This window comes from Hymenobacter sp. HD11105 (assembly GCF_054051685.1).
In genome coordinates this window covers 842,788-864,263 of record NZ_JBSWBR010000001.1, presented here as the reverse complement: position 1 = coordinate 864,263, position 21,476 = coordinate 842,788, and the positions used below count along the sequence as shown (strand labels likewise).

At 51.9% G+C, this 21,476-nt stretch carries 21 protein-coding genes and 1 riboswitch; of the genes, 9 read left to right on the top strand and 12 right to left on the bottom strand.

What is annotated here, in order from left to right:
* Nucleotides 1–239: 239 nt before the first annotated feature.
* Nucleotides 240–2,840 (bottom strand): M1 family aminopeptidase, encoded by a 2,601-nt coding sequence (locus tag ACW9KT_RS03805; RefSeq protein WP_457078061.1) that lies wholly within the window; start codon nt 2,838–2,840, stop codon nt 240–242.
* A 96-nt stretch (nt 2,841–2,936) separates the two neighbouring features.
* On the opposite strand from ACW9KT_RS03805, the gene ACW9KT_RS03800 reads away from it, so the two are divergent.
* The 3 genes from ACW9KT_RS03800 to frr all read left to right on the top strand — a co-directional run bounded on the left by ACW9KT_RS03800 (nt 2,937) and on the right by frr (nt 4,948).
* Complete coding sequence (locus tag ACW9KT_RS03800; RefSeq protein ID WP_457078060.1) at nt 2,937–3,440, top strand: biotin/lipoyl-containing protein; 504 nt, start codon at nt 2,937–2,939, stop codon at nt 3,438–3,440.
* A 68-nt stretch (nt 3,441–3,508) separates the two neighbouring features.
* Nucleotides 3,509–4,285 (top strand): UMP kinase, encoded by a 777-nt coding sequence (gene pyrH, locus ACW9KT_RS03795; protein WP_457078059.1) that lies wholly within the window; start codon nt 3,509–3,511, stop codon nt 4,283–4,285.
* A 99-nt stretch (nt 4,286–4,384) separates the two neighbouring features.
* Nucleotides 4,385–4,948 (top strand): ribosome recycling factor, encoded by a 564-nt coding sequence (gene frr, locus ACW9KT_RS03790; RefSeq protein WP_457078058.1) that lies wholly within the window; start codon nt 4,385–4,387, stop codon nt 4,946–4,948.
* Between the two features lie 67 nt (nt 4,949–5,015).
* On the opposite strand, the gene nadD is transcribed toward frr, so the two are convergent.
* The 7 genes from nadD to ACW9KT_RS03755 all read right to left on the bottom strand — a co-directional run bounded on the left by nadD (nt 5,016) and on the right by ACW9KT_RS03755 (nt 10,356).
* Complete coding sequence (gene nadD / locus ACW9KT_RS03785) at nt 5,016–5,618, bottom strand: nicotinate (nicotinamide) nucleotide adenylyltransferase (protein WP_457078057.1); 603 nt, start codon at nt 5,616–5,618, stop codon at nt 5,016–5,018.
* Entirely contained in the window at nt 5,615–6,199 is a 585-nt protein-coding gene (gene gmk / locus ACW9KT_RS03780) for a guanylate kinase (protein WP_457078056.1), read from the bottom strand. Before gmk ends, nadD begins: the two co-directional genes overlap by 4 nt.
* 9 nt (nt 6,200–6,208) lie before the next feature.
* Nucleotides 6,209–6,493 carry a hypothetical protein gene (locus ACW9KT_RS03775; protein ID WP_457078055.1) on the bottom strand — a complete coding sequence of 95 codons (285 nt, stop codon included), beginning with the start codon at nt 6,491–6,493 and terminating at the stop codon, nt 6,209–6,211.
* A 22-nt stretch (nt 6,494–6,515) separates the two neighbouring features.
* The gene (locus tag ACW9KT_RS03770; protein ID WP_457078054.1) at nt 6,516–7,160 is read right to left on the bottom strand and encodes a sigma-70 family RNA polymerase sigma factor; all 645 of its coding nucleotides are present in this window, start codon (nt 7,158–7,160) and stop codon (nt 6,516–6,518) included.
* 76 nt (nt 7,161–7,236) lie between these two features.
* The gene (locus tag ACW9KT_RS03765) at nt 7,237–8,544 is read right to left on the bottom strand and encodes an O-antigen ligase family protein (RefSeq protein WP_457078053.1); all 1,308 of its coding nucleotides are present in this window, start codon (nt 8,542–8,544) and stop codon (nt 7,237–7,239) included.
* 4 nt (nt 8,545–8,548) lie between these two features.
* Complete coding sequence (locus ACW9KT_RS03760; RefSeq protein WP_457078052.1) at nt 8,549–9,592, bottom strand: glycosyltransferase family 9 protein; 1,044 nt, start codon at nt 9,590–9,592, stop codon at nt 8,549–8,551.
* Nucleotides 9,589–10,356 carry a glycosyltransferase family 2 protein gene (locus ACW9KT_RS03755; RefSeq protein WP_457078051.1) on the bottom strand — a complete coding sequence of 256 codons (768 nt, stop codon included), beginning with the start codon at nt 10,354–10,356 and terminating at the stop codon, nt 9,589–9,591. The genes ACW9KT_RS03760 and ACW9KT_RS03755 overlap by 4 nt, the downstream gene beginning before the upstream one ends.
* A 149-nt stretch (nt 10,357–10,505) precedes the next feature.
* Between ACW9KT_RS03755 and ACW9KT_RS03750 the strand changes: the two genes are divergently transcribed.
* Nucleotides 10,506–11,696, top strand: coding sequence for a hypothetical protein (locus ACW9KT_RS03750; RefSeq protein WP_457078050.1), 1,191 nt, complete (start codon nt 10,506–10,508; stop codon nt 11,694–11,696).
* Nucleotides 11,697–11,760: 64 nt separating this feature from the next.
* On the opposite strand, the gene ahcY is transcribed toward ACW9KT_RS03750, so the two are convergent.
* Nucleotides 11,761–13,071 carry an adenosylhomocysteinase gene (gene ahcY / locus ACW9KT_RS03745; RefSeq protein WP_457078049.1) on the bottom strand — a complete coding sequence of 437 codons (1,311 nt, stop codon included), beginning with the start codon at nt 13,069–13,071 and terminating at the stop codon, nt 11,761–11,763.
* A gap of 123 nt (nt 13,072–13,194) precedes the next feature.
* Nucleotides 13,195–13,935, bottom strand: a complete 741-nt coding sequence (locus ACW9KT_RS03740; RefSeq protein ID WP_457078048.1) for a DUF4397 domain-containing protein — start codon at nt 13,933–13,935, stop codon at nt 13,195–13,197.
* Nucleotides 13,936–14,094: 159 nt separating this feature from the next.
* Here ACW9KT_RS03740 and ACW9KT_RS03735 point away from each other — a divergent pair, with 159 nt between their 5' ends.
* Both ACW9KT_RS03735 and ACW9KT_RS03730 read left to right on the top strand, forming a co-directional pair.
* The gene (locus ACW9KT_RS03735; RefSeq protein WP_457078047.1) at nt 14,095–14,685 is read left to right on the top strand and encodes a hypothetical protein; all 591 of its coding nucleotides are present in this window, start codon (nt 14,095–14,097) and stop codon (nt 14,683–14,685) included.
* Nucleotides 14,686–14,722: 37 nt separating this feature from the next.
* Nucleotides 14,723–15,940: a class I SAM-dependent methyltransferase gene (locus tag ACW9KT_RS03730; protein WP_457078046.1), complete on the top strand. Its 1,218-nt coding sequence runs from the start codon at nt 14,723–14,725 to the stop codon at nt 15,938–15,940.
* Nucleotides 15,941–16,032: 92 nt separating this feature from the next.
* On the opposite strand, the gene ACW9KT_RS03725 is transcribed toward ACW9KT_RS03730, so the two are convergent.
* Nucleotides 16,033–16,641 carry a DNA-3-methyladenine glycosylase gene (locus ACW9KT_RS03725; protein WP_457078045.1) on the bottom strand — a complete coding sequence of 203 codons (609 nt, stop codon included), beginning with the start codon at nt 16,639–16,641 and terminating at the stop codon, nt 16,033–16,035.
* A gap of 114 nt (nt 16,642–16,755) precedes the next feature.
* Nucleotides 16,756–16,983, top strand: a riboswitch (cobalamin riboswitch).
* A 163-nt stretch (nt 16,984–17,146) separates the two neighbouring features.
* Between ACW9KT_RS03725 and ACW9KT_RS03720 the strand changes: the two genes are divergently transcribed.
* Nucleotides 17,147–19,141: a TonB-dependent receptor gene (locus tag ACW9KT_RS03720; protein ID WP_457078044.1), complete on the top strand. Its 1,995-nt coding sequence runs from the start codon at nt 17,147–17,149 to the stop codon at nt 19,139–19,141.
* 29 nt (nt 19,142–19,170) lie between these two features.
* The gene (locus tag ACW9KT_RS03715) at nt 19,171–20,259 is read left to right on the top strand and encodes a DUF5074 domain-containing protein (protein WP_457078043.1); all 1,089 of its coding nucleotides are present in this window, start codon (nt 19,171–19,173) and stop codon (nt 20,257–20,259) included.
* A 62-nt stretch (nt 20,260–20,321) separates the two neighbouring features.
* Here the strand turns inward: ACW9KT_RS03715 and ACW9KT_RS03710 are convergent, their stop codons facing one another.
* Nucleotides 20,322–20,624 carry a hypothetical protein gene (locus tag ACW9KT_RS03710; RefSeq protein WP_457078042.1) on the bottom strand — a complete coding sequence of 101 codons (303 nt, stop codon included), beginning with the start codon at nt 20,622–20,624 and terminating at the stop codon, nt 20,322–20,324.
* A 176-nt stretch (nt 20,625–20,800) separates the two neighbouring features.
* Between ACW9KT_RS03710 and ACW9KT_RS03705 the strand changes: the two genes are divergently transcribed.
* Nucleotides 20,801–21,412 (top strand): thioredoxin family protein, encoded by a 612-nt coding sequence (locus tag ACW9KT_RS03705; RefSeq protein ID WP_457078041.1) that lies wholly within the window; start codon nt 20,801–20,803, stop codon nt 21,410–21,412.
* Nucleotides 21,413–21,476 lie beyond the last annotated feature (64 nt).

Below are 21,476 nucleotides of genomic sequence, written 5' to 3'. Positions count from 1 at the left end.
CCGTTCGTAGAAACAATTCTCCTTCTGCAAAATCACCTTCCCAAGTGGTAGGGTGGCAAAAGGAGTTGCAAAATTAACGGCTTTCTGATGCAAGTCAAGCTCATTGTCCAAAAGCTTTTAATATTTTTTCTTCAGCTGGGGGGCAAATCCCAGAAATTGCCCCCTAATCAACACTGTCCTTATAGGAGATAGCTATAGTCAATTGCCTGCTCAAGAGCTCTCAAGCTCTATAGATGCCCCTATTGTAATAGTGTATATAGCGTCTTTAGATTGGTATCTTTTTCTTTAGTGCGAATGTCTAACAAGGTCGATTTTAGCGTGGGCATGCTTGGAGCCATCGTACTTAGTGCTTTGTAGGCACCAAGCCTAACGATGTCCCGGGAGTGAGTGCGGGCATAGCTTTCTAAGCGTTGCACACCTTTGTCACGCTCTACAGGTGGCATTCGCAACATGAATGTGGCAAAGTTTTGCAAGTAGGACTCATATAAATCCTCGTCGCTCACCTCACCCATACGGCTTAAGTACCACTGGTAGTGTTCCGTGCCTCCATTGAGTGCATAGTAGTTAGATAAAGCTCCTAACAAGCTCGGACTTGCACTCTGCTGCAAGTCGTTGATTTGCTTCCGGGATTCAATTGTAGGTGCCTTAGCTAATGCATTGATGGCTGCCCCTACAACTAGATTAGAGCTATCGGCCAAGGCGGTAGCATACACAGATCCAAAATCTTCATTTTGAAAGCTAGATAGTGTGTTTAGGGCAGCGGCTCTTACCTGGCTTTTCTTGTCTTTCGCTGCTACCCGCCTCAGTTCAGTACGAACGGCATTGCCTTCGGGACCTTTATAACGGCGCAAAGCTTCAGCAGCGGCCTGACGTACAGCCCAGAAATTATCGTTTAAGGCATTGCGCATCATTCCGCTGACCGCTAAATCGGCGAGTTTAGGGCGCAAGCGCTCAATAGCTTCGTACTTCTGTAAATAGTTGCGGGCGTGGTAGTACTGATACAGAAGCTCTTCTTGACTTAGTTCTTCATCAATATCAGCTAATAATTGCCCCCCGTTGTCAAACTTTACTAAGCTAGGCTTTTGAGTACTAGGTAGCTGGAATGTTTGATTGGCTTTGGTAACAACAATGCGATGATCGGTAGGCTGGTTGTTTGCCCAAGTGGTAACAGTGATAGGCAAACGATAAATAGGGGAGAACGTCGAATCCTGAAGCTGCTGAACTCGCAGCGCAACTTGTCCTCCGGCGTAGCTGTGGGTGATGCGTAGCTCGGGATGGCCGCGTTGTAGAAACCATTGATCGAAGAACCACATCAAGTCCTCCCCGGTCACATCCTCAAATGCAGTTCGTAGCTCTGAGAGCTCGACAGCCGAGTATTTATGTTGAGTTAAGTAGTGGTTAAGCGCTGTGAAAAAAGCTTCATCACCGACATGCTTGCGCAACATATGGAGCACTCGCCCACCCTTATTATAAGAATGGCGATCAAACATATCTTCTTGGCTGGCATAACGATAGCGCACCAAAGGCTCTCGTTTGCTACGAGCTTCATCAATGTATTGAGCCAAGCTTTTCTGCTGTACTAAGGCAGCGGCATCGGCGCCATACTTGTGTTCTGCCCAAAGAAATTCTGAGTAGTCTGCGAATGACTCATTCAGTGGAAGGTTAGACCACGACTCACTAGTGACGTAATCGCCGAACCAATGGTGAAATAGTTCGTGGGCGATAGTTGACTCAGCATCGTAGCCCATATCTTGAATATCGCGCGCCCGGTGCTGCACAATAGACTGCTCAAATGTGACAGCCGTTGTGTTCTCCATAGCTCCCGATACAAAGTCGTGCACGGCGACTTGGGCATATTTTTCCCATGGAAAGGCTACTCCGAGAAGCTGGGAGAAGAACTCCATCATCTCGGGCGTATTACCAAACACGGCTTTGGCCGTATTCTGAAACTCTGGGTCAACATAGTATTGTATGGCCTTACCGCGCCACGAGTCATTGACGACAGCAAAATTGCCGACAGCCAGCATGGTCAAGTAAGGAGCAGCGGGCAGTGTCTGCTTCCACACATCAGTGCGGGTGCCATCCGAGTTATTCTTAGTAGAAATTAGCAATCCATTCGAGAGCGTCTTGTATTGCGCTTCCACAGTCATGGTAATTTCTTGAGTCATGCGCTGGTTAGGCTTATCGATAGTTGGAAACCAGCAGGAATTAGCCTCCGTCTCGCCCTGAGTCCAGATTTGCTTAGGCTTGCCTTTTTCGGTGCCTAAAGGATTGATGAAGTATAAACCTTTCTCAGAAGTAATAGCTGCACTACCATTAGTCGGCAGTTCATTGGGCTTGGCTACATAGCTAATACGCACTTGGTAAAGCTCCGAACGAGTGTACTGCCGATCCAGGGTTACCGTCAACTTACGTTTGTCATAGCCGTAGTTGAGTGTTTTCTCCTTGTTGCCCGTTACGAGCCGCACACTTTTGATATCAAAGCCTTTAGCATCTAGTACAACTTGGTTCTGAGCGTAGAAGTGAGGCCGTAGCGTGAGTAAAGCCGTGCCGATGAGTTGCTGTTTAGTCCAATCGAAGCGGACGTCAAGCTTGGTATCAATTACGTCGGTCAGGATAGTAGCAGCAGGCTGAATAGGATTTGTGGGCGGCAGCCACGAGGGCACTACAAGGGGAGCAGATGGAACAATTGAGGTGGCTGGAGAAGGGGCAGTAGAAGGCGTTTTTTTGCTTGTAGCCGTTTTATTTACCGCCGGTTTATTGGACTTCACCGCTTGAGCCGAAGCCCCGAAGTGACACGTAAGGACCAGGCAAAGAGCGCCGAGGACCGAGTATTTCATGCTGGGTGAGAGTAAGGAAAGGACGGCTAAAGTTCCGAAATTATTTCAGATTTGGCCTATCTTTAAGCCCCATTCCGCCCTTTTTGCTTCTCCCCTATGCTGCAAGTACGCACCGGTTCCCATCAACTTTGGGATATTGACTACCAACCCAATGGCACCACAAGTGTAAATAATGAGCCGTTTGACTGGGACCTTGTAGCACTCGGCGATGGGCGCTATCATCTGCTTTATGAAGGCCGCTCATACTCAGCGGAGGTGATTAGTGCTGACTATGTCGCTAAAACATTTCAGTTGAAGCTGAACAATCGTTTTGTGGAGGTGCAGGCTAAAGACCGATTTGACCTACTGCTCGATAAGCTGGGTATGAGTAATGCCACGGCTAACAAAGTGAACGAACTGAAAGCCCCAATGCCTGGTCTGATTGTAGATATTCGGGTAGAGGTTGGCCAAACGGTGCAGAAGGGGGAGCCGCTTTTAGTTTTGGAAGCGATGAAGATGGAGAACATTCTTAAAGCGCCGAGCGACGTCACAATCGGTGCCATCAAAATAAATTTGCGTGATAACGTGCAGAAGGGTCAAGTGCTCGTACAGTTCACGTAAATGCGTTTGGAATGGGTAGTGAAGGCTACCTTTTTTTGTAAGCATCTTATTCACCAACTTCCACCACTTTGAAGTACAAACGAATTCTGCTCAAGCTAAGCGGTGAGGCGCTAATGGGCCAACAGCAATACGGTATCGACGCTGCCCGACTCATGCAGTATGCTGAAGAAATAAAGGCTGTGGCTGCTACGGGTACGCAGTTGGCGGTAGTAATTGGTGGCGGCAACATATTTCGGGGCGTGCAGGCCGAAACCTTTGGCCTCGACCGGGTCCAAGGTGATTATATGGGTATGCTGGCCACAGTTATCAACTCCATGGCCTTGCAGAGCGCCCTAGAGAAGCTTGAGGTAAATACTCGGCTGCTTTCCGGCCTTACTATTCAGCAAGTGTGCGAGCCTTACATCCGGCGACGTGCGCTGCGACATCTGGAAAAGGGCCGCGTGGTTATTTTTGGAGCTGGTATTGGCTCGCCTTACTTCACAACCGACTCAGCTGCTTCGTTGCGAGCCATCGAGATTGAGGCCGACGTGGTGCTAAAAGGCACTCGTGTAGATGGTATCTACTCGGCTGATCCAGAGAAAGACCCTTCTGCGGTGCGCTTTCCTGAAATCTCATTTGATGAGGTGATAGAGAAGAACCTGAACGTGATGGATATGACTGCTTTCACGCTCTGCAAGGAAAACAACCTGCCCATCGTTGTATTCGACATGAACAAAACCGGCAACTTGCAACGGCTAATTGACGGCGAGAATATCGGTACGCGAGTGTCGATGGAGGGCGCTGGGGGGCAAATTCTGGATGCCAAGCACAGTAGTCTGCAGCCTAATCTCAATTTACCAGCATAGTAACGCGCACACCTAAAACCATGAGTTCTGAATAGTGACTGCCGAATTAATTGGTGATTCTTATTCAGTACTCAACTTTTAACATTCAATATTTCCACAATGGACGAAGAAATTCAGTTTTATCTGAGCGAGGCGGAGGAATCGATGGGGAAGGCTTTGCAGCACATTGGTCAAGAGTTAAGCCGTATTCGGGCAGGCAAAGCGTCGCCAGCTATGCTTGAGAGTTTGCGTGTAGATTATTATGGTACTCCCACTCCTATCAGTCAGGTAGCCAATATTTCTGTACCCGATGCCCGCACGCTTTACATTAAAGCATGGGAGAAAAATATTGTTGGGGAGATCGTAAAAGCTATTAAAAACAGTGATTTAGGTCTTAATCCCCAAACAGATGCAGAAGGCGTACGTCTCAACATTCCACCCATGACGGAAGAGCGTCGCCGCGACTTAGTGAAGCAAGTAAAGAATGAGTCGGAAGGCGGTAAGGTGCGCATCCGCGGCATTCGCAAAGACGTGAATGACTCGCTCCGTAAACTCCTAAAAGAAGGTGCTGCTGAAGATTCGGTAAAGGATGCGGAGGCAAAAGTGCAGAAGGCTACTGATAGCTACATCACCAAAATTGATGAGCTGATGAGTAAGAAAGAAGCTGAAATTATGACGATTTAAGACTTCTTGTTTCTCAATCACAAAAAGCCCCTCAGAAGCTATCTGGGGGGCTTTTTTGTGATTGTACTTAGCGCCGCCAGTAACCGGCAGCCTGTATTCGATCTTCTACAGCTTCAGGTACCAAATAGCGAATTGATTTGCCAGCGCGAACACAGTCGCGGATAAAAGTAGCTGAGATGTCCAATAGCGGGGCATCCACTACCCGCACCCCAGGATGAGTTTTTACTTCGGTAGCGTCTACACCTGGCCGAGGATAGACATAAACTTCGTGCTCGGCTAAAATACGGTCGGCTTGCTTCCAGCGTGGGAGACCAGGCAGATTATCTTCCCCCATGAGCAGCACAAAACGGTGCTGGGGATAACGCCGCACTAGCTCATCAAGCGTGTCGATGGTATAGCTAGGCTTTGGCATACTGGTCTCAATATCGAGCGCACGCAACCGGTCGTTGCCAGCAATTGCTAACTCAACCAGTTTCAGCCTTTCCTCTTCGGGCAGCATTTGTTGCCCTACTTTGAATGGACTTTGGGGTGATACTACCAACCACACCGCGTCTATATCGGTGTGGGTAGCCATAAAATGGGCTAAAATGAGGTGACCAGTATGGATGGGATTGAAGGAGCCGAAGAGTAACCCTACCTTCTTAGGCTCTAATGGCTGACCGGAAGTCACACAATAGCAGGTTCGGCCGTGATAAAGTTGCGCACTAGCTTTTGCGCTTGGGCCGTAGCTTCGTCCAAATCGTCATTGACGACGGTTACGTCAAATCTATCTTCGAATGTCAGCTCAAAGTTAGCTTTGTACAGCCGAGCTGATATGCTGGCAGCCGAGTCAGTAGCACGGGACTTAAGGCGCTCCTCAAGCACTTCGAGCGAAGGAGGCTTGACAAAGACAGCTAGAGCACGGTCTTTATAAAACTCCTTAATGCTCAAGCCACCCTTGACGTCAACATCTAGGACGGCGTGTTTGCCGCTTTCCCAGATACGCTCAATCTCGGACTTGAGGGTGCCATAAAAGGCACCCTCATAGACCTCCTCCCATTCCACGAACTCATCGTGGCGAATTTTCTCTTGAAACTCCTGAACGGAGATGAAATAATAGTCCTTGCCATTAGCCTCGGTACGACCGCGCCGGTCGCGCGTGCAAGCCGAGATAGAAAAGCTCAACTCTGGAATGCGCTCCAGCAGCCGATGGACTATAGTAGTTTTGCCGGCACCGGAAGGAGCCGAAAACACGATGATTTTACCCTGCATGAAGCGAAATTAGGCCATTTCTGCCTGAACTCGCTGCATGATAGTTTGAGGAAGAGAAGCGGGAGCACCTTTACGGCCTACTTTCTCGTTGATAAAACCAACGAAAACTTGCTGTTTATCAATGCTATCGAAGCACGGAGAACAATCTTCAGCGTGATGGATGAAATATTCTTCATCCTCCGCCGTAGGATCCTGCCCCACAATAATTTGGTCGAGAATCGTGTTTACACGTTCGCAATCGGGACCAGTAGCGGCAGCTTGCTGGTTGGGGGCTGTGGTAGAGGTAGTTTCCATAAGGGAGCCAAAGGGATTGTTGTTAGTCTTCGTCTGTGATGAGAGCATCAGCGTCGTTTTCTTCGTCGTTGCCATAGCCCATTGATTTAGCGTATTTTTCTAATTTCTCTTTCAGGAAGTTGCGAGCCCGGTGCAAACGGGAACGCACCGTACCAATCGGAATATCCAGCACTTTTGCCATTTCCTCATAAGTGAATCCTTCCAGATCACAGAGAATAATGACGGTGCGAAAATCCACAGGCAACGAATTGAGCGCGCTAGCCACTTCGTCGCCGATGAGGTCACGCACGGATTGCTGCCGCATATCCGACGACGTGCTTCCCACATCGCCCTCGGCTTCCACGTCTTCCGTATTGTAGTAACCCTCAATTTCGCTGTAGTCGACTTTGGCGGGTTGCTTACTCTTTTTTCGGAAGTCGTTTATGAACGAGTTTTTCAGGATGCGAAACAGCCACGCTTTGGCGTTGGTTCCCTGTTCGAAATACTCGAAGAAACGATAGGCCTTCAAATAGGTCTCCTGGACGAGGTCGTTGGCGTCGTCTTCATCGAGAGTGAGGCGGTAGGCAAAGTTGTAGAGCGGGTCGAGCACCGGCATCAGTTCGGCCTGGAACCGCCGGTCCTTTTCTTCCTTGCTCAGCTTGGGTACCCGTTCGGGAGAATCGCTCATGGAACTAAAAATTACGGCCGAATATCACCAAAAAAGGACAATCGGCCAAGAAACGTATACTACTATACCCCTGTGCCTACGGAAGGTTCACAGTAGCTTGCTGGCTGCGTCGCTCGCCAGCCACCAACAGGAAGCTATAGAGGAACACAAATAAGTTGAAGCCGATCTGAAGCTCCAGCAGCGAATCAACCAGCATGCCGGTGCCCATTACGGTTAGGAAATGTATCACGTACGGGTTTTTACGTAAAGCAGGTTGCGCCAATGGCCCAAGTAAAACGAGCAACCAGAAAAATAAGCCCAGAATACCACTGCCCACCAGGTAATGGAGGTACTGATTATGGATCATTACTCGATTGGCTGGGGCCAGACCGAAGTCACGCCATTCATACTGACGCATCATTTCGGCGCGTACGTCCGCAAGTCCTACGCCGGTTAGCGGGTGCAAAGTGGCAACTACCCGAGCCGTTTCCCAGGCCGCAAAACGCTGTGAGATGGAGAAAGTATTAATATCTCGTTCGCTGAAGAATTGCGCCATATCATACTCAGTAGCTTCTACGCGGTAGCGAATAGGGGTCAGAAAGTTGTAGGCTAAAACAGGAGCGACAATTAAGAATACCAGCAAAATGCCCCCCAGTAGGAAGCGCCGCTGACCGATAATCAGCACAACACCATTTATCAGTAGGGAAGCATATAATACCAGCAAACCCGTCCGATAGGCGAGGATATGCAGTGCTATTGCCGAAAAAATGCCCCCCAACAATAACAATGGCCTTGCCACCGTACTCGCGTAGGTGCTGCGGCTTAGTAGAAAGCCAAAGTAAGCGGCTAAGGCCAGCATCAAACCAAAGTGAATATGGAAAATGCCGGTTACGGAGAGGGTATTCTGCCCCATCATGATCAGCTCGTTGTTGGTAGCTGGGTCGAGTAGATAGCGCACGACGGTAGCTCCACCAATTAAAGTGGCGCCTAAGACGAAAAAACATCCGACTAGGTAGCGCTGATAGCTGCTCAAAGGCACTGCCAGGGCGAAGGCTAACGGCACGCCTAGCAGCGGCAGCTGCCGGTAAAGCTCGTGGCGCCATACTAGCCACTCTTCAGTGTACAGCCCACTGACCAGCAGCAGCAAATATAAAAAGGCCAAGCTCCAAGCTGACTTATTGCGCAGCCACTGCCGTAGTGCAGGTTGTACGGCTGGGTTAGCTAACACGGCAGCCACGCCTACCAATGGGCTCAAGGCGACTAGGGCTCGCGACGCGAAAAGACCGGCCACGCCAGCTATACAGGCCAGCAATAACAAGTACTGGGACACGGAGCCTTGGCGCCAAGCCTGTCGCAGGCCCGATGATAGAGTTGGAGAGGACGTAGGAGGTGAGAGTAAAGCCAAAATATCAGGATACTGAAACAACTAATGGTTGCCACCCCGAAATACGTGCCAACACCTGCGTTGGCTGGATAGCACGCACGCACGTGCACGCTGCAGGCTGCGCCCGGCAGTCGGTACAGTTGGGGCGGTCGAACACGAGGTACTCAGCATGAGGGCCCAGCGGAGCCCAACGGCCAGGATCTGTAGGCCGCAGGGGCGGATAAATTCCAAGCGCATATCGTCCTAACGCGGCCGCAAGATGCAGCGGGCCGGTGCTGGCGGCCACGAGACCATCGGCGGCGTGAATAAAGGAGAGCAGCTGCGGTAAGGAAAGCTGGCCGGTAAGGTCAGCGGTGAGAGTATTGGCGTGGGCGTTTAGCCACGGGCGCAGTGTTTCGCCGTCGGCGGCAGTGCCGGTAATGAAAACGCGGTGACCAGCTTGGTGTAATAGATGCGCAAGGGTGCCAAAGTGGTCGAGGCCCCATTCTCGGGCGCTGCCGCGCGAGCTAGGATGCAGAATAATATTGAGCTGCTGCGCTTCACGGCGCTGAAGTAACTGCTGAAAATTGCTCCCCAGCGGCTCTGTGGGCTGCAAATTACTCAGTGTCGCTACTTCAGCTAATGGCAAATCAAGCGTTGAAGCTGTGAGGGGAGCCAGTAAACGCAAGTTTAGCTGAGCTTCGTGCAAGGGTGAGTGGCGGCGACTCAAAGCAACCAGCCGATTGCAAGTTAGCCAGTGAAACCAGCGGTTGCGGGTTCCAATACGCACGGGAATACCAGCTCGCTGTGCCAGTCGAGCCAACGCCTTATTCGGGAAAACGTGAATAATGGCGCTGACTTTCTCTGCCTGAAGCAAAGCAACCTGAACGCTGGGAGGCATTTTCAGCAGTTCATCAGCATTAATAAACCCATCGACCTGCGGACAAGCCTCTGCTACCGCCTGCGTGTAGGTACGGCCAATAAGTACAACCCGACACCCCGGGAATAAACGTTTCAATTGCCCGCAGACAGGCAGGGTCAGTACCACGTCGCCAATGGCATCAGTCCGGCTTACTAGGAAGGTTTTCATGTAGCGTCAGGTCTTGACAGGGTACGCAGCTTGGCATATTTCAAAAAAATGCCCCCCGCTGAAATACTAGCAATGCACAAACCGGCAAAACCATCTAAGAAACCTAAACGCAGAAAGTAGCCGTGCACGAACTTCCAGATAGGTTTAAGCAAAAGATGAAAAAGCGTGGCATCTCCTCTCCCACGCAACAGTAGCTCTTCGGCGGCAATACTGGTGAAACGGTTGAGCTGCGCTACGTGCTGCGCCACAGAGTCATAGGAATAATGGAGCAGGTCGCCAGTTAAGGCACCTACATTTTGCCCCCCAGCTACCTCATAACGCTCATGCAGAAGCAAACCAGTCCAACGGCCGAGACGCCGATCGTAGAGGCGCAGCTTACGGTCGGGATACCAGCCGCCGTGACGTATCCAAGTGCCACAGTAGTTAGTGAGGCGAGCCAAAGTATAACCTGCGCCCTGCCAGTTTTGCTTAGCCTCTCGGATACTTTGGCGCAGCTCCTCGGTCAATACTTCGTCGGCGTCGAGCTGGAGCACATGGTCGTGGCGGGCCTGGGCGGTAGCGAAGTTCTTCTGCTCTACATAGCCAGCAAAAGCGTGCTGCACTACGCGCGCACCATGGCTTTGGCAAATACTTACTGTTTGGTCGGTGGAGAATGAATCTACCACGATTACCTCATCAGCTACGTCGCCGAGCGCATCTAGGCAACGACCGATATTGTGCTCTTCATTGAAAGTGATAATGACGACTGACAGGGGAAGGGACATAGAGTGGCAAATATCTGTATTTGGACACAGCTTCTTGCTGTTGCTCGTCTCGGAAAGCAGACTTTGGCTTCAGTTTCGCTATCAATGTCTCAACTATCACTCCTTTATTCACTCATTTCCCTCTCCCCTATTTCCTAACTCTACCCTGCATGCTTACTACTCAACCACCGCAAGTGCGGCAGGAATACGGCACCGCCAAAGGTTGGCGCCTATTTATGTACGTTATGGCTCCGCCGCTTATACTGCTGTTTATAGCAATGCCCTTTCTGATGTGGGATGAGAAACAACTAGGGTTGACTATTGGGCTTTCCGCCTTAGCGATAGGAATGGCTGGCTTTTTCATATCTGGTCTACTAGAGATTATGAAAGCCAAACATATTATTACCGACGATAAGCTTATTTATGAAGGTGCCTTTCGGCGTAAAGAACTACCGCTGGCAAACATCAAAGGATATCGCATCGACCAACATTACACCCATATCTTTCCTATTACCTTCACCGATCCAAAGATTCGGATAGGCTACACCAGCGAAAATTATGAATCCATGCAGCGCTGGTTTGCAAACCGATACCCCGATCTAGATGCTCTGGAGCAAGAGCAGGAAGTAGCAAAGCTTTTGCAAGATGATGAGCTAGGCCGTACGTCCAGCGAGCGGGAAGAAAAGCTGAACAAAGCTCGAAAAGCAGCTCAGATACTTAATACTGTAGGTGGCGCAACAGCCTTATGGCTTTTTTTGCGCCCGCAGCCTTATCAATGGGCAATTATAGCCGGCTTAGTGGTGCCGATACTTGCTGCGATTGTTCTGTGGCTACACAACGGTGTTATTCGTCTTGATGAGAGAAAAAACAGTGCTTATCCATCTCTGGCTATCGCTGTAATTGGACCCGCAGCTTCGTTGTTGCTACGTGTGCTGCTAGATTTTGACATCCTAGATTACACTCCGCTCTGGCCTCAAGCGGCGGCTGTAGCTTTTGTTGCTGTTATAGCTCTGTTAATGGGCAGTCGCGACTTTGTTTTTCGCAATGACTCACTGGTGAGTTTGCTGCCTACAATACTCATCGGTGCCGCCTTGTATGGCTTTGCGGGTACTCTATCCTATAACTGTGCTTTCGATGAAGGTACCGCTACAAGATATGAAGCCAAAGTGCTAGACAAGCGTATGAGCGGAGGCAAAACCACTACCTATTATTTGAAGGTTACCCCTTGGGGACCCCGCCCGAATAGTGAAGATGTAACCATCACCCAAGATTATTATGAGCGGGTAGAAGCTGGCGACAGCGTCGAGATATATGCTATGCCCGGCCGAATAAGAGTGCCATGGTTTACAGTTGCCGAGTAATTTTTATTCAATAAAAAAGCCCCCCAGACATCGTCTAGGGGGCTTTTCTAAACTGAACTAAATTCTAGTACCGGTACAGGTCTGACTTGAACGGGCCCTGTACATCTACGCCGATGTATTGAGCTTGCTTAGGCTTCAACTCGTCCAGTTCAACGCCAATTTTGGCCAAGTGCAGGTAAGCTACTTTCTCGTCGAGGTGCTTAGGTAGTGTGTACACTTTGTTCTCGTACTGGTCAGCATTCTGCCACAACTCCAACTGAGCCAATACTTGGTTTGTAAACGAGTTCGACATAACGAACGAAGGATGACCAGTGGCACAACCCAAGTTTACCAAGCGACCTTCAGCCAGGATGATAACCTCTTTGCCGTCGATGTTATACAAATCAACCTGAGGCTTTACGGTGTCTTTGGTGTGGCCGTAGTTGCCGTTAAGCCAAGCCATGTCAATCTCATCGTCGAAGTGACCGATGTTGCAAACGATGGCCTTATCCTTTAACGCACGGAAGTGCTCCTCAGTGATGATATCGCAGTTGCCGGTAGCAGTTACTACAATGTCGGCCTCTTTAATGGCATTCGACATCTTCTTTACTGCGTAACCGTCCATAGCAGCCTGCAGTGCGCAGATTGGGTCAATTTCAGTTACGATAACCCGAGCACCAGCACCACGCAGCGAAGCAGCCGTACCTTTTCCAACGTCACCGTAGCCAGCTACAACGGCAATCTTGCCGGCCATCATCACGTCGGTTGCCCGACGGATAGCATCTACTGCCGACTCTTTGCAACCATACTTATTGTCGAATTTCGACTTGGTTACGGAGTCATTGATATTGAAGGCGGGCATAAGTAGGCTGCCGTTTTTCACCCGGTCCAGCAAGCGCAGTACGCCTGTGGTGGTTTCTTCCGAAATACCTTTGATACCAGCGGCCAGTTCAGGGAAGTTGTTCAGCACCATGTTGGTCAAGTCGCCGCCATCATCCAGAATCATGTTCAGAGGCTGACGGTCTTCACCGAAATACAGCGTTTGCTCGATGCACCAGTTAAACTCCTCCTCATTCATGCCTTTCCAAGCATATACCGGAATGCCAGCAGCAGCAATAGCCGCAGCAGCGTGGTCCTGAGTTGAGAAGATGTTGCACGACGACCAAGTCACGTCGGCTCCAAGCGCGATAAGCGTTTCGATGAGCACCGCCGTTTGAATGGTCATGTGGAGGCAGCCAGCAATGCGGGCACCTTTCAGGGGTTGTGAAGCACCAAACTCTTCACGCAAAGCCATTAGGCCCGGCATTTCTGCCTCTGCCAAACGGATTTCTTTGCGGCCCCATTCGGCCAGCGACATGTCTTTTACTTTGTAGGGAACGTAGGTCGTCTCAACCATGATATAGTTATTTTTTGCTATTCAACTGCAAAGGTAATCAAATTGTTAGTCGGAGGTAAAAACAAAGCCCTTATCCTAAGTAAGGATAAGGGCTTTAAATAAGCAAGACTAGCTAACGCTGAGCTAGTTATTTTCGATAACTGTAGCGCGAGGCTGCAGGGTTTGATTAAGGCTGCTGGCTACGCCACGTACTAATACTGTGTAAATTTTACCGGGCGCGTAATTTCTGATGCCAGTACCTGCGCCAGTCCCATTGCCTACTGAAGTCACAGTTGCGTTGGTACTGTTCGTCACAATAAAATTGTAATCACCGGGTGTTATTTCCACAAAAGCTGAAGCCGTAGGAAAGGCCACCGTTGTAATTACATTCACTGGAGCGCCCGAGGCCGATGCCTGCGCCAAGTTTACAGGGCTGGGAGCTCCCTGTCCAAGGTGAACCAAACGAATTTTTGCTTTCCCGGTGGCGGGGGCCGTCAGGTCATCAGCAACGGCCAGCAAGGCAACGGCATTCGCCGTTGTGTTTGGAGCGTAGGCGAAAAGCGACTGGTTCTTGTCACGTTCGATAGTGACGGTTTGCGTTGCGGCATTCTGATCCGTATCGGCTACGTTGATTTTTACTTCTTGAGCGCCGGCAGGAGCATTCAGATAGCTTGAATTCTGACCATAGTTGAGTTGGCCTACTTCAGAATTATTGATCAGCACTTTTACGCGCACGTTAGCCGAAGCAGCCGCGTGTACGGCCATCACACGGCCATTGCCTGGGCCATTGTCTTTGTCTTTACCGCAGCTAGAGAAAGCCAACGCAGCAGCGGGCACGGTAGCCAGTAAGAGGTAGCGGCGGAAAGAAGTTGCAAAATTGTTCATAAGCGGATTGATGGGTGAAAAAGCTAAAGAAACTGGCCTCAGAACGTAGGTCCTGGCCCTTTTGTTGAGTAAGCAGGCTAAAGTTTTGAGTAGCACTGAACTAATTACGCCTTGCTGTAGTCAAGTACCTTTCGCCGTTTCCTGTCATTTTCCGCTCCTATGCATCTGCGTCAACTTCGCTCTTTTGCCCTATTGCTCTGTTTTCAGTTGGTTTTTTGCGCTGCCCGTGCTCAGCAGGCGCCCACTATTCTGCGTATTAGTCCCGAGGATCAGGGTCGGGGGCTGAATGGGCGGCAGAAGAATTTTTATTTTGCCCCCCAAGGTGGGGAGGAGTATATAAATGCTGGCTTTTTTGGACAGCGGCTCCGGCCTTATCTAGCTGGCAACGAGCAGGCACTACAGCACTTGAATAGCTATCGGCAGCAGAAGTGGCTGTTCTTAGCCGAGCGTCTAACCTTTGTTGGTGCCCTCGGCTTTTATGGTCAGCAAGTATTGGCTAGTGAAGGTGAACAGCGTTATTTCAACAATTCGCAGAAAGCTGCGCTAGGTGTAGCGGCAGCCAGTTTGTTGGCCAACGTCTTCATCAACCGCAATACCAACTCTCACTTTCAACGGGCAGTAGAAGCGCACAACGCTAGTTGGCCTGCAGCCCGCGGGGGGGCATTTCAGCGTTTGGCACCTACTGGGGTAGGCCTTACAGCTGCCTCCACTGGTCACCCTCAACTCGCATTGCGCTGGAGTTTGCGTTAGTTTGCGCTAAAGAGTTTGTTTTTGCGTAAGCATAGCCATGAACTTCCCGCTGCCCGACGCGGCTCGGCAGTACGTTGCCGACCACCTATACCACGATCCTGCCCAACTTGCCCTTCAGGCCCGGCGTTATCCGGGTTTACCAGTGCCCGACCTGGTTCGTCAGATCCAGGCTCGCCAGAAGGCACGGGTAAAGATTCCGGCTTGGGCTGATAATCCAGATTTGGTTTTCCCCACTGCGCTTTCCGTGGAGCAGGCTTCGTCGGCGCGCACAGCGGCGTTCAAAGCCAGCCTCGTGGGCGGACAGCGCCTAGCGGACTTAACCGGCGGGTTTGGGGTCGACACTACCTACTTTGCCTCTCAGATACCTGAGGTACATTACGTGGAGCGCGATCCGAAACTGGTATCCGTAGTCACCTACAACTTGGCCCAACTAGGTGTCCATAATGTACAGCTTCACGCTGCCGACGCGGTTAGCTTCCTTAAAAACACGCCCGACACATTCGACTGGATCTATCTGGACCCAGCCCGGCGCGATACGGCCGCCCGCAAAATCTATCGGCTGCAAGACTGTGAGCCAGATGTGTTGCGCCTGCTTCCTCTTCTGCTGCACAAAAGCCGGCGGGTGCTGCTCAAAACCTCGCCAATGCTCGACATTGAGCAGGCTTTAGCAGAGTTACGCCAAGTACGACGTCTGTGGGTAGTGGCAGTAGATAATGAGTGTAAGGAAGTGCTCTACGAGTTAGGTCCCGAAGCTGCCGTTGATCCTGAACGTCTGACTGTAAACTTGCTGCGTAATGGCCAGCAACAGGAATTTCGACTGAATCGGGCCCGCGAAGCCAGAGCTATTCCGCGCTATGCAGAGCCCCAACAGTACCTTTACGAGCCTAATGTGGCTATTCTGAAAGCAGGTGGCTTCAAGAGCATTGGCACCGCTTTCGAACTGCTGAAACTGCATCAGCACAGCCATTTATATACCGCTGATACCCTTCGCCCCGACTTCCCAGGCCGCATATTCCGCATTCGGGCCGCTGAGCGCTACGACCGTGACGCACTTTTGCCTCACCTCGGCCCCGAAGCGCGCGCGCACGTCACCACCCGCAATTTTCCTGATTCTGTGGCTGATTTTCGCCTTCGCACCGGCATTCGCGAAGGTGGCGACATCTACCTGTTTGCTACCACAGACTTGCGTGGCCGTCTTATAGTACTGGTTTGCGAGAAAAGTCAAACCACCGACTTTTCGGATTGGGCGGAGTAAGTATTGTGTAAGTTCATCTGTAATTAGAAAAAGCCCCTAGAATCAACTCTAGGGGCTTTTTCTAATTACAGATTACTGAGACTCCATCAAACTTAACTAGCCTTGCTTGTCCAGGAGCTACCAGTAATCTGGAAGCGCCAGGGAAGTGTAGCCGCCACTGTGCCAGCGTAAGCCAAGCCTACCCGCGCGCTTCGGCGCACCTGGTCCTCTGGTATATATTCGCCCTGATCTTCGAGCCACAGCACATCACCCTGCAAATCGGTGCCCGTGAGTGCGGGCGTAATGCCTAGGGCTTGGGTAAGAAGGCCCGGTCCGGCCGTCAGCTTTGGTGAGACTTCTGCCAGACCGCGCCGCTCTAGCATTATATCTAATCCTATCAGCGGCTCTATGGCTCGGATAAGCACGGTATCGGGCTTATCGGCTTCATTGGTGCTGATATTAAACAATGTATGCCGCTGATACACTTGGTAGAGGTAAGTTCGCCCACCCGGCTCGTAGAGCGCCTGCCCGTGCTTGCCGCGCCGCTTCAGGTGCATCACAAGTGACTGGTCGCCGGTGTGTGAATACGCTTCAGCCTCCACAATACGGCCGCCAGTCAGAGCACCATCAAGGTTTGAAAACACATGCTTACCGAGAAGCTCGCGGGCAATCAGCACAGGATCGGGGCGACGGTAAAAGCTGGGGGGCAATTTTGTGGTCATTGCGTTGAGTACGAGCGTCAGTTTCAGCTTGCTATACGGATACGGCCGAGGTTGGCACCGCCACCGTCGCTTACTATCAGGGTTAACTCCTGCAATTCTTGCTTAAATGCCGCTATCTTTGCCGCCGTTATAGGTGGCCAGACCCCGATTGTGGGGCGAGGCTGAAAAGGGAATCCCGTTCAATTCGGGAGCTGTCCCCGCAACTGTAAGCTTCAAGTGAGGGTGGGCCAATCCCCCTGCCACTGTTTCGTTGAGAGCTGCTACGCAAGTAGCAGCCGGAGAAATGGGAAGGCGGCGCCACCAGAAGCAAGCCAGGAGACCTGCCTATACAAGTATATGTTCAGCGCTTTCGGAGGAAAGGCGGAGAACGAATGCAGTGGCTGCTCCTAGCGAGTAGCCGATTTCACCTGTTTTCGGCCTCGGCTTTGCGGCAGTTTTCCATTTTTGGAAGGCATTCGTGAGGTTTTGAACTGAATTTTCCTAAACCGAAAATTTAGTTCGGATGATGAGTACACCAAGAGTTTGTCGGCCTTGGCCGTCGAAGTTGCTAGCCGCGCTGGCGCTGCTGGGGGGCATTTTGCCTGCTTCGCCCAGCCTAGCGCAGCAAAGTAGCGGCAGTACCAGCGCAACTACGCCGGCACCTGATTCCAGCCAGCTTTCAACTGTTCAGCTGTTGCCCGATGTGCGCGTGCAAGCCGCCCGCCCTGGCCGGTTTGCCGTGGGAAGCCGCCTTACTACTATCGACTCGCTGGCTCTAAGCCTATTTCGCACCGGCACGCTTACCGATGTGCTAGCCGCACGCACTCCGCTTTACATCAAAAACTACGGACCGGGGCAGCTTTCCTCCATTACGATCCGCGGTACCTCGGCCCGGCACACGGCAGTGCTATGGAATGGGTTCAACATCAATCTGCCTTCTTTGGGTGAGGCGGATTTTGCGCTGCTGCCCGCCGGCGCAAATACTCGTCTGGATATCCAGCACGGTCCGGCTGGTGCTACCTATGGGACGGGCGCGGTGGGCGGCACGGTACTGTTAAGCTCTCCTATTCGCTGGGAAGCGGGCAGCCAAGCCAGCGTTCAGTTTGATGGTGGACAGTATAGCTTGAGGGCCGGCAGTTTAGAAGGCAGCTTCAGTAATCAAAAGATAGCCCTCCGCACTGCCGCCTCTTACCGTCAGGCCGACAACGATTTTCCTTATAACTCGCCCGAGATAACAGGCGTGGTACGCCGTCGGCAGCAAAACGCAGCCCTGCGCCAGTGGAGCCTAACCCAAGACGCCACGCTTCGTTTGGGTCAACACGGTGAGATAACCGCCGCCGTCTGGCTCACCGATGCTGACCGCCAGCTCCAGCCGGCCATCGGCGCGGGTAACAACCACGCCCGCGAGCGGGACCAGAGCCGGCGCCTATTAGCAGGCTACCGGCATGTAGCCTCCGCCCGCCACGAGTCAGCGGTGCGCGTGGCTTGGTTTGAGGACATTATTAACTACGAAAACGACGACCTGACGAGCAATTCGCGGGTGCGTACAACGCAGGTCCAGGCTGAGCACACATTTACCTTCAACCGCAAGGCCAGCTTACGTCTTGGAGCGGAAGCCCAGCACTTTGCGGCTGAAGTAGATGGCTATGGCCGAACGGTAACCGAAAACCGATTTTCGGGTTTCGGGCTATTGCGCTACGATCCGGTGCCGCGGCTCCAGCTTACGGCTAACATACGGCAGGCACTCATTACCAACCGCCAGCCGCCGTTGGCCCCGACGGTGGGCGCCGAATGGCAGTTCTGGCAAAGGCCTACCCAACAAGTTTCGCTTAAAGCCAGCGCCTCACGCAGCTACCGCGCTCCCACCCTCAACGAGCGATTTTGGCGCACCGGCGACCCCAATCTGCGCCCCGAAAATGGTTTTGGCTACGAGGCTGGGCTGCGCCATCAGTTTACCCACAATACCGCTTGGAAGCTGCAAACGGAAGTAACAGCCTACCATCAGCTCGTTGATGACTGGGTGCAGTGGGTGCCAGGTGTCCAGGGAAGCTATACGCCCCGCAATCTGCGCCAAGTGCGGGCTCAAGGCTTGGAGGCAAGTTCTCAGCTTAATGGGCGGCTGGGGGGCTATTTGCTGACAGCGCGAGTGGCCTATGGCTTCACCCAATCAGAAAAGGTAAAAGGTACTGCCGAAGACCCTGACCCAGCGGGCCGACAGCTGCCTTACGTGCCATTGCATACCGCCACACTCACCACCGACCACCAGTGGCATCGGTGGCAGCTGACGACGGGGCTCACCTTCACAGGCTACCGCTACACCGACGCGTCAGCCGTCGCTTTTCTTCCCTCTTACACTCTCCTCAACGCCAGCCTGGGCCGAACCTTAATTCTCGCTCCTAGCTGGGCGCTGACAGTTTTGGCGCAGGGCTTCAACCTCACCAACCGCGACTACCAAATCTACGCCTATCGGGCGATGCCGCCGCGCAATGCGGCTCTTAGCTTACGGCTTACCTGGCGCTAATATTTCTTCCTTTCTCTTACCTCATTTTTATGTTTTCACACCGTCTTTCTTCTTTTTTTACCCGCACACTGCTCACTGGAGCGGGTGCTCTCGCCCTATTTAGCTGCGACCCGGATAACGAGGGCCCTGGCGCGCCGCCTGCTCCGGCTGGCGATGGCACCAGTGTCTATATCGTGAATGAAGGGCAGTTCAACACCCCTAATGGTGCCATCAGTCTTTTCAGCAAAACGTCCAGCACGGTAGCGAATAACAACTTATTCTTCAGTGCCAATAATCGCATTCTGGGCGATGTAGTGCAGTCAATGACGGTGGTTGGCGACCGGGGCTACATCGTGGTGAATGCCACGGGCAAGGTGGAAGTAGTAACGATGGCCAACTTCAAGGAAATAGCGACTATCACCGACCTAAAGCAGCCCCGCTACCTGCTGGCCGTGAATGCCGAAAAAGCTTACCTCACTGAGTGGGTTGAACGCGGTCAGCCGGGCCGCATAGCCGTTATCGACCTTCGCACGAATACCGTAACGAAGACCATTCCGGTCGGTCGGCAGCCAGAACGGCTTTTATTGGCCAATGGCAAAGTATACGTTGCTAACTCCGATGAAAACACCATCAGTGTTATTAATCCTAACTCCGACGCGGTAGAAACGACTATTCAGGTGCAGGATGGGCCCGGAAGCTTAGTTCAGGATAGTGAAGGCAATATTTGGGTAGGCTGCACGGGCATTACGCGCTATGCTCCTACGCCTCCGTACGCTGTGCTTTCCTCTACCAACGGCGCGCTGATACGCTTTAGCCCCAGCAACCCGACGGCCAAGACAACGCTGCCCTTCACCAGCGGCGGCCCCAGCGGCTTGACCACTAACGGCGCCCGCAACCAGCTATATTATAGATATGGCCGAGGGGTGTACCAGCTCAGCGCGAGTGCTACGGCGCTGCCCACGACGCCCCTTATTCGTCGCAGCTTCTACGGTCTGGGCATCGACCCCAAGGATAACACGATTTACGGCTCTATTTCACCTTTTACTACAGCAGGCAAAGTGATTCGCTACCAAGCCACTGGTGCCGCCATCGACTCGTTTACGGTCAATATTGGCCCCAACAGCTTTGTGTTCTATTAATATTCCATCAACACAAAAAAGCCCCCCAGAGTAGCTCTGGGGGGCTTTTTTGTGCGATATGATTACTGTGGCCCAGCTTTGCCGTCCACGTTTTCGTCTTGCCGGTCTTGGGCTTCGTCGTACACCTGCTTCCCAGATTTGGCGGTAGACGTGTCGGAGGCCGTGCCGTTGGTGGCTGCGTCGGAGGTGGTATATAACTTGTCATCGGGGTCGTTGCCCTCCGACACGTTTTCATTTACTTGTTCTTTGGCCGCGCCGTTTTCCACGTTGGTATCACCCGAGTCGGTGCCGGTGCTGCAGCTAGTGAGAACGGCTGCAAAAATGCCCCCCAGAAGCAGGAGGCGAGGCAAAAAGGAGATTTTCATAGTTCGAAAGGAAGAGTACACATGCTGAGATGAAGTGCCAGACTCTAGATACGGCAGTTTGGGGCGGCGGTTGGCGCCAACTACTTAGCGAGCAAATGCGAACTAGAAAAAATAAATTAATGTATGTACATTAGAGTATTCTGTTCAGCTTTTTGCTTTCTCCTACTCCCGGCCTTATGCCCCTCACTTCTGCCGTGCTTGATGCTGCGCTGAGCTATCCAGAGTTTCGTGCTCTGGTGGGTCAGCTAGCCCAGGAGCGCCGCACGAGTGGCCCCGATCAGTTGCCGCTGCTTATCAGAACCACTGAGCAAAATCAAGCCTTGCTTGACCAAGCTTACCAATATCCCTTACTTCCGGAGTTAGTAGAGTTACTAGGTCAGTTGGCTCGCTCTTGGCGGTGGGTGGTGCTGGCCGAAGCGTGGTGCGGTGATACGGCCCACCACTTACCTCTATTAGCTCATCTGGCCGAAGCCTCCAAGCATCGCATCGAGTTGCGCATTTTGCTCCGCTTCGAACACCCTGACGTAATGGCCGAGTACCAGACCAACGGCAAGAACAGTATCCCGAAGCTTATTTGTCTGGACGCCGCTACCCTTACCGAATTAGGAAATTGGGGCCCACGTCCAACGGCTGCTGAGGCCTTATCTCAGCGTCTTCACGCAGAATCTGATTTACCTATCACGCAGTTAATCAAACAGATGAACGCGTGGTCCGTTAAAGATCAAGGCCAAGCTATACAACAAGAGCTCTTGGAGTGCGTTGTGGCCTGGCAAACAAAAAAGTTTTAGAAACAATATCTTTGATGTCGTGCTTACCATTTTGCCATGCCATCTAGTCGTTCTCTACTATTCA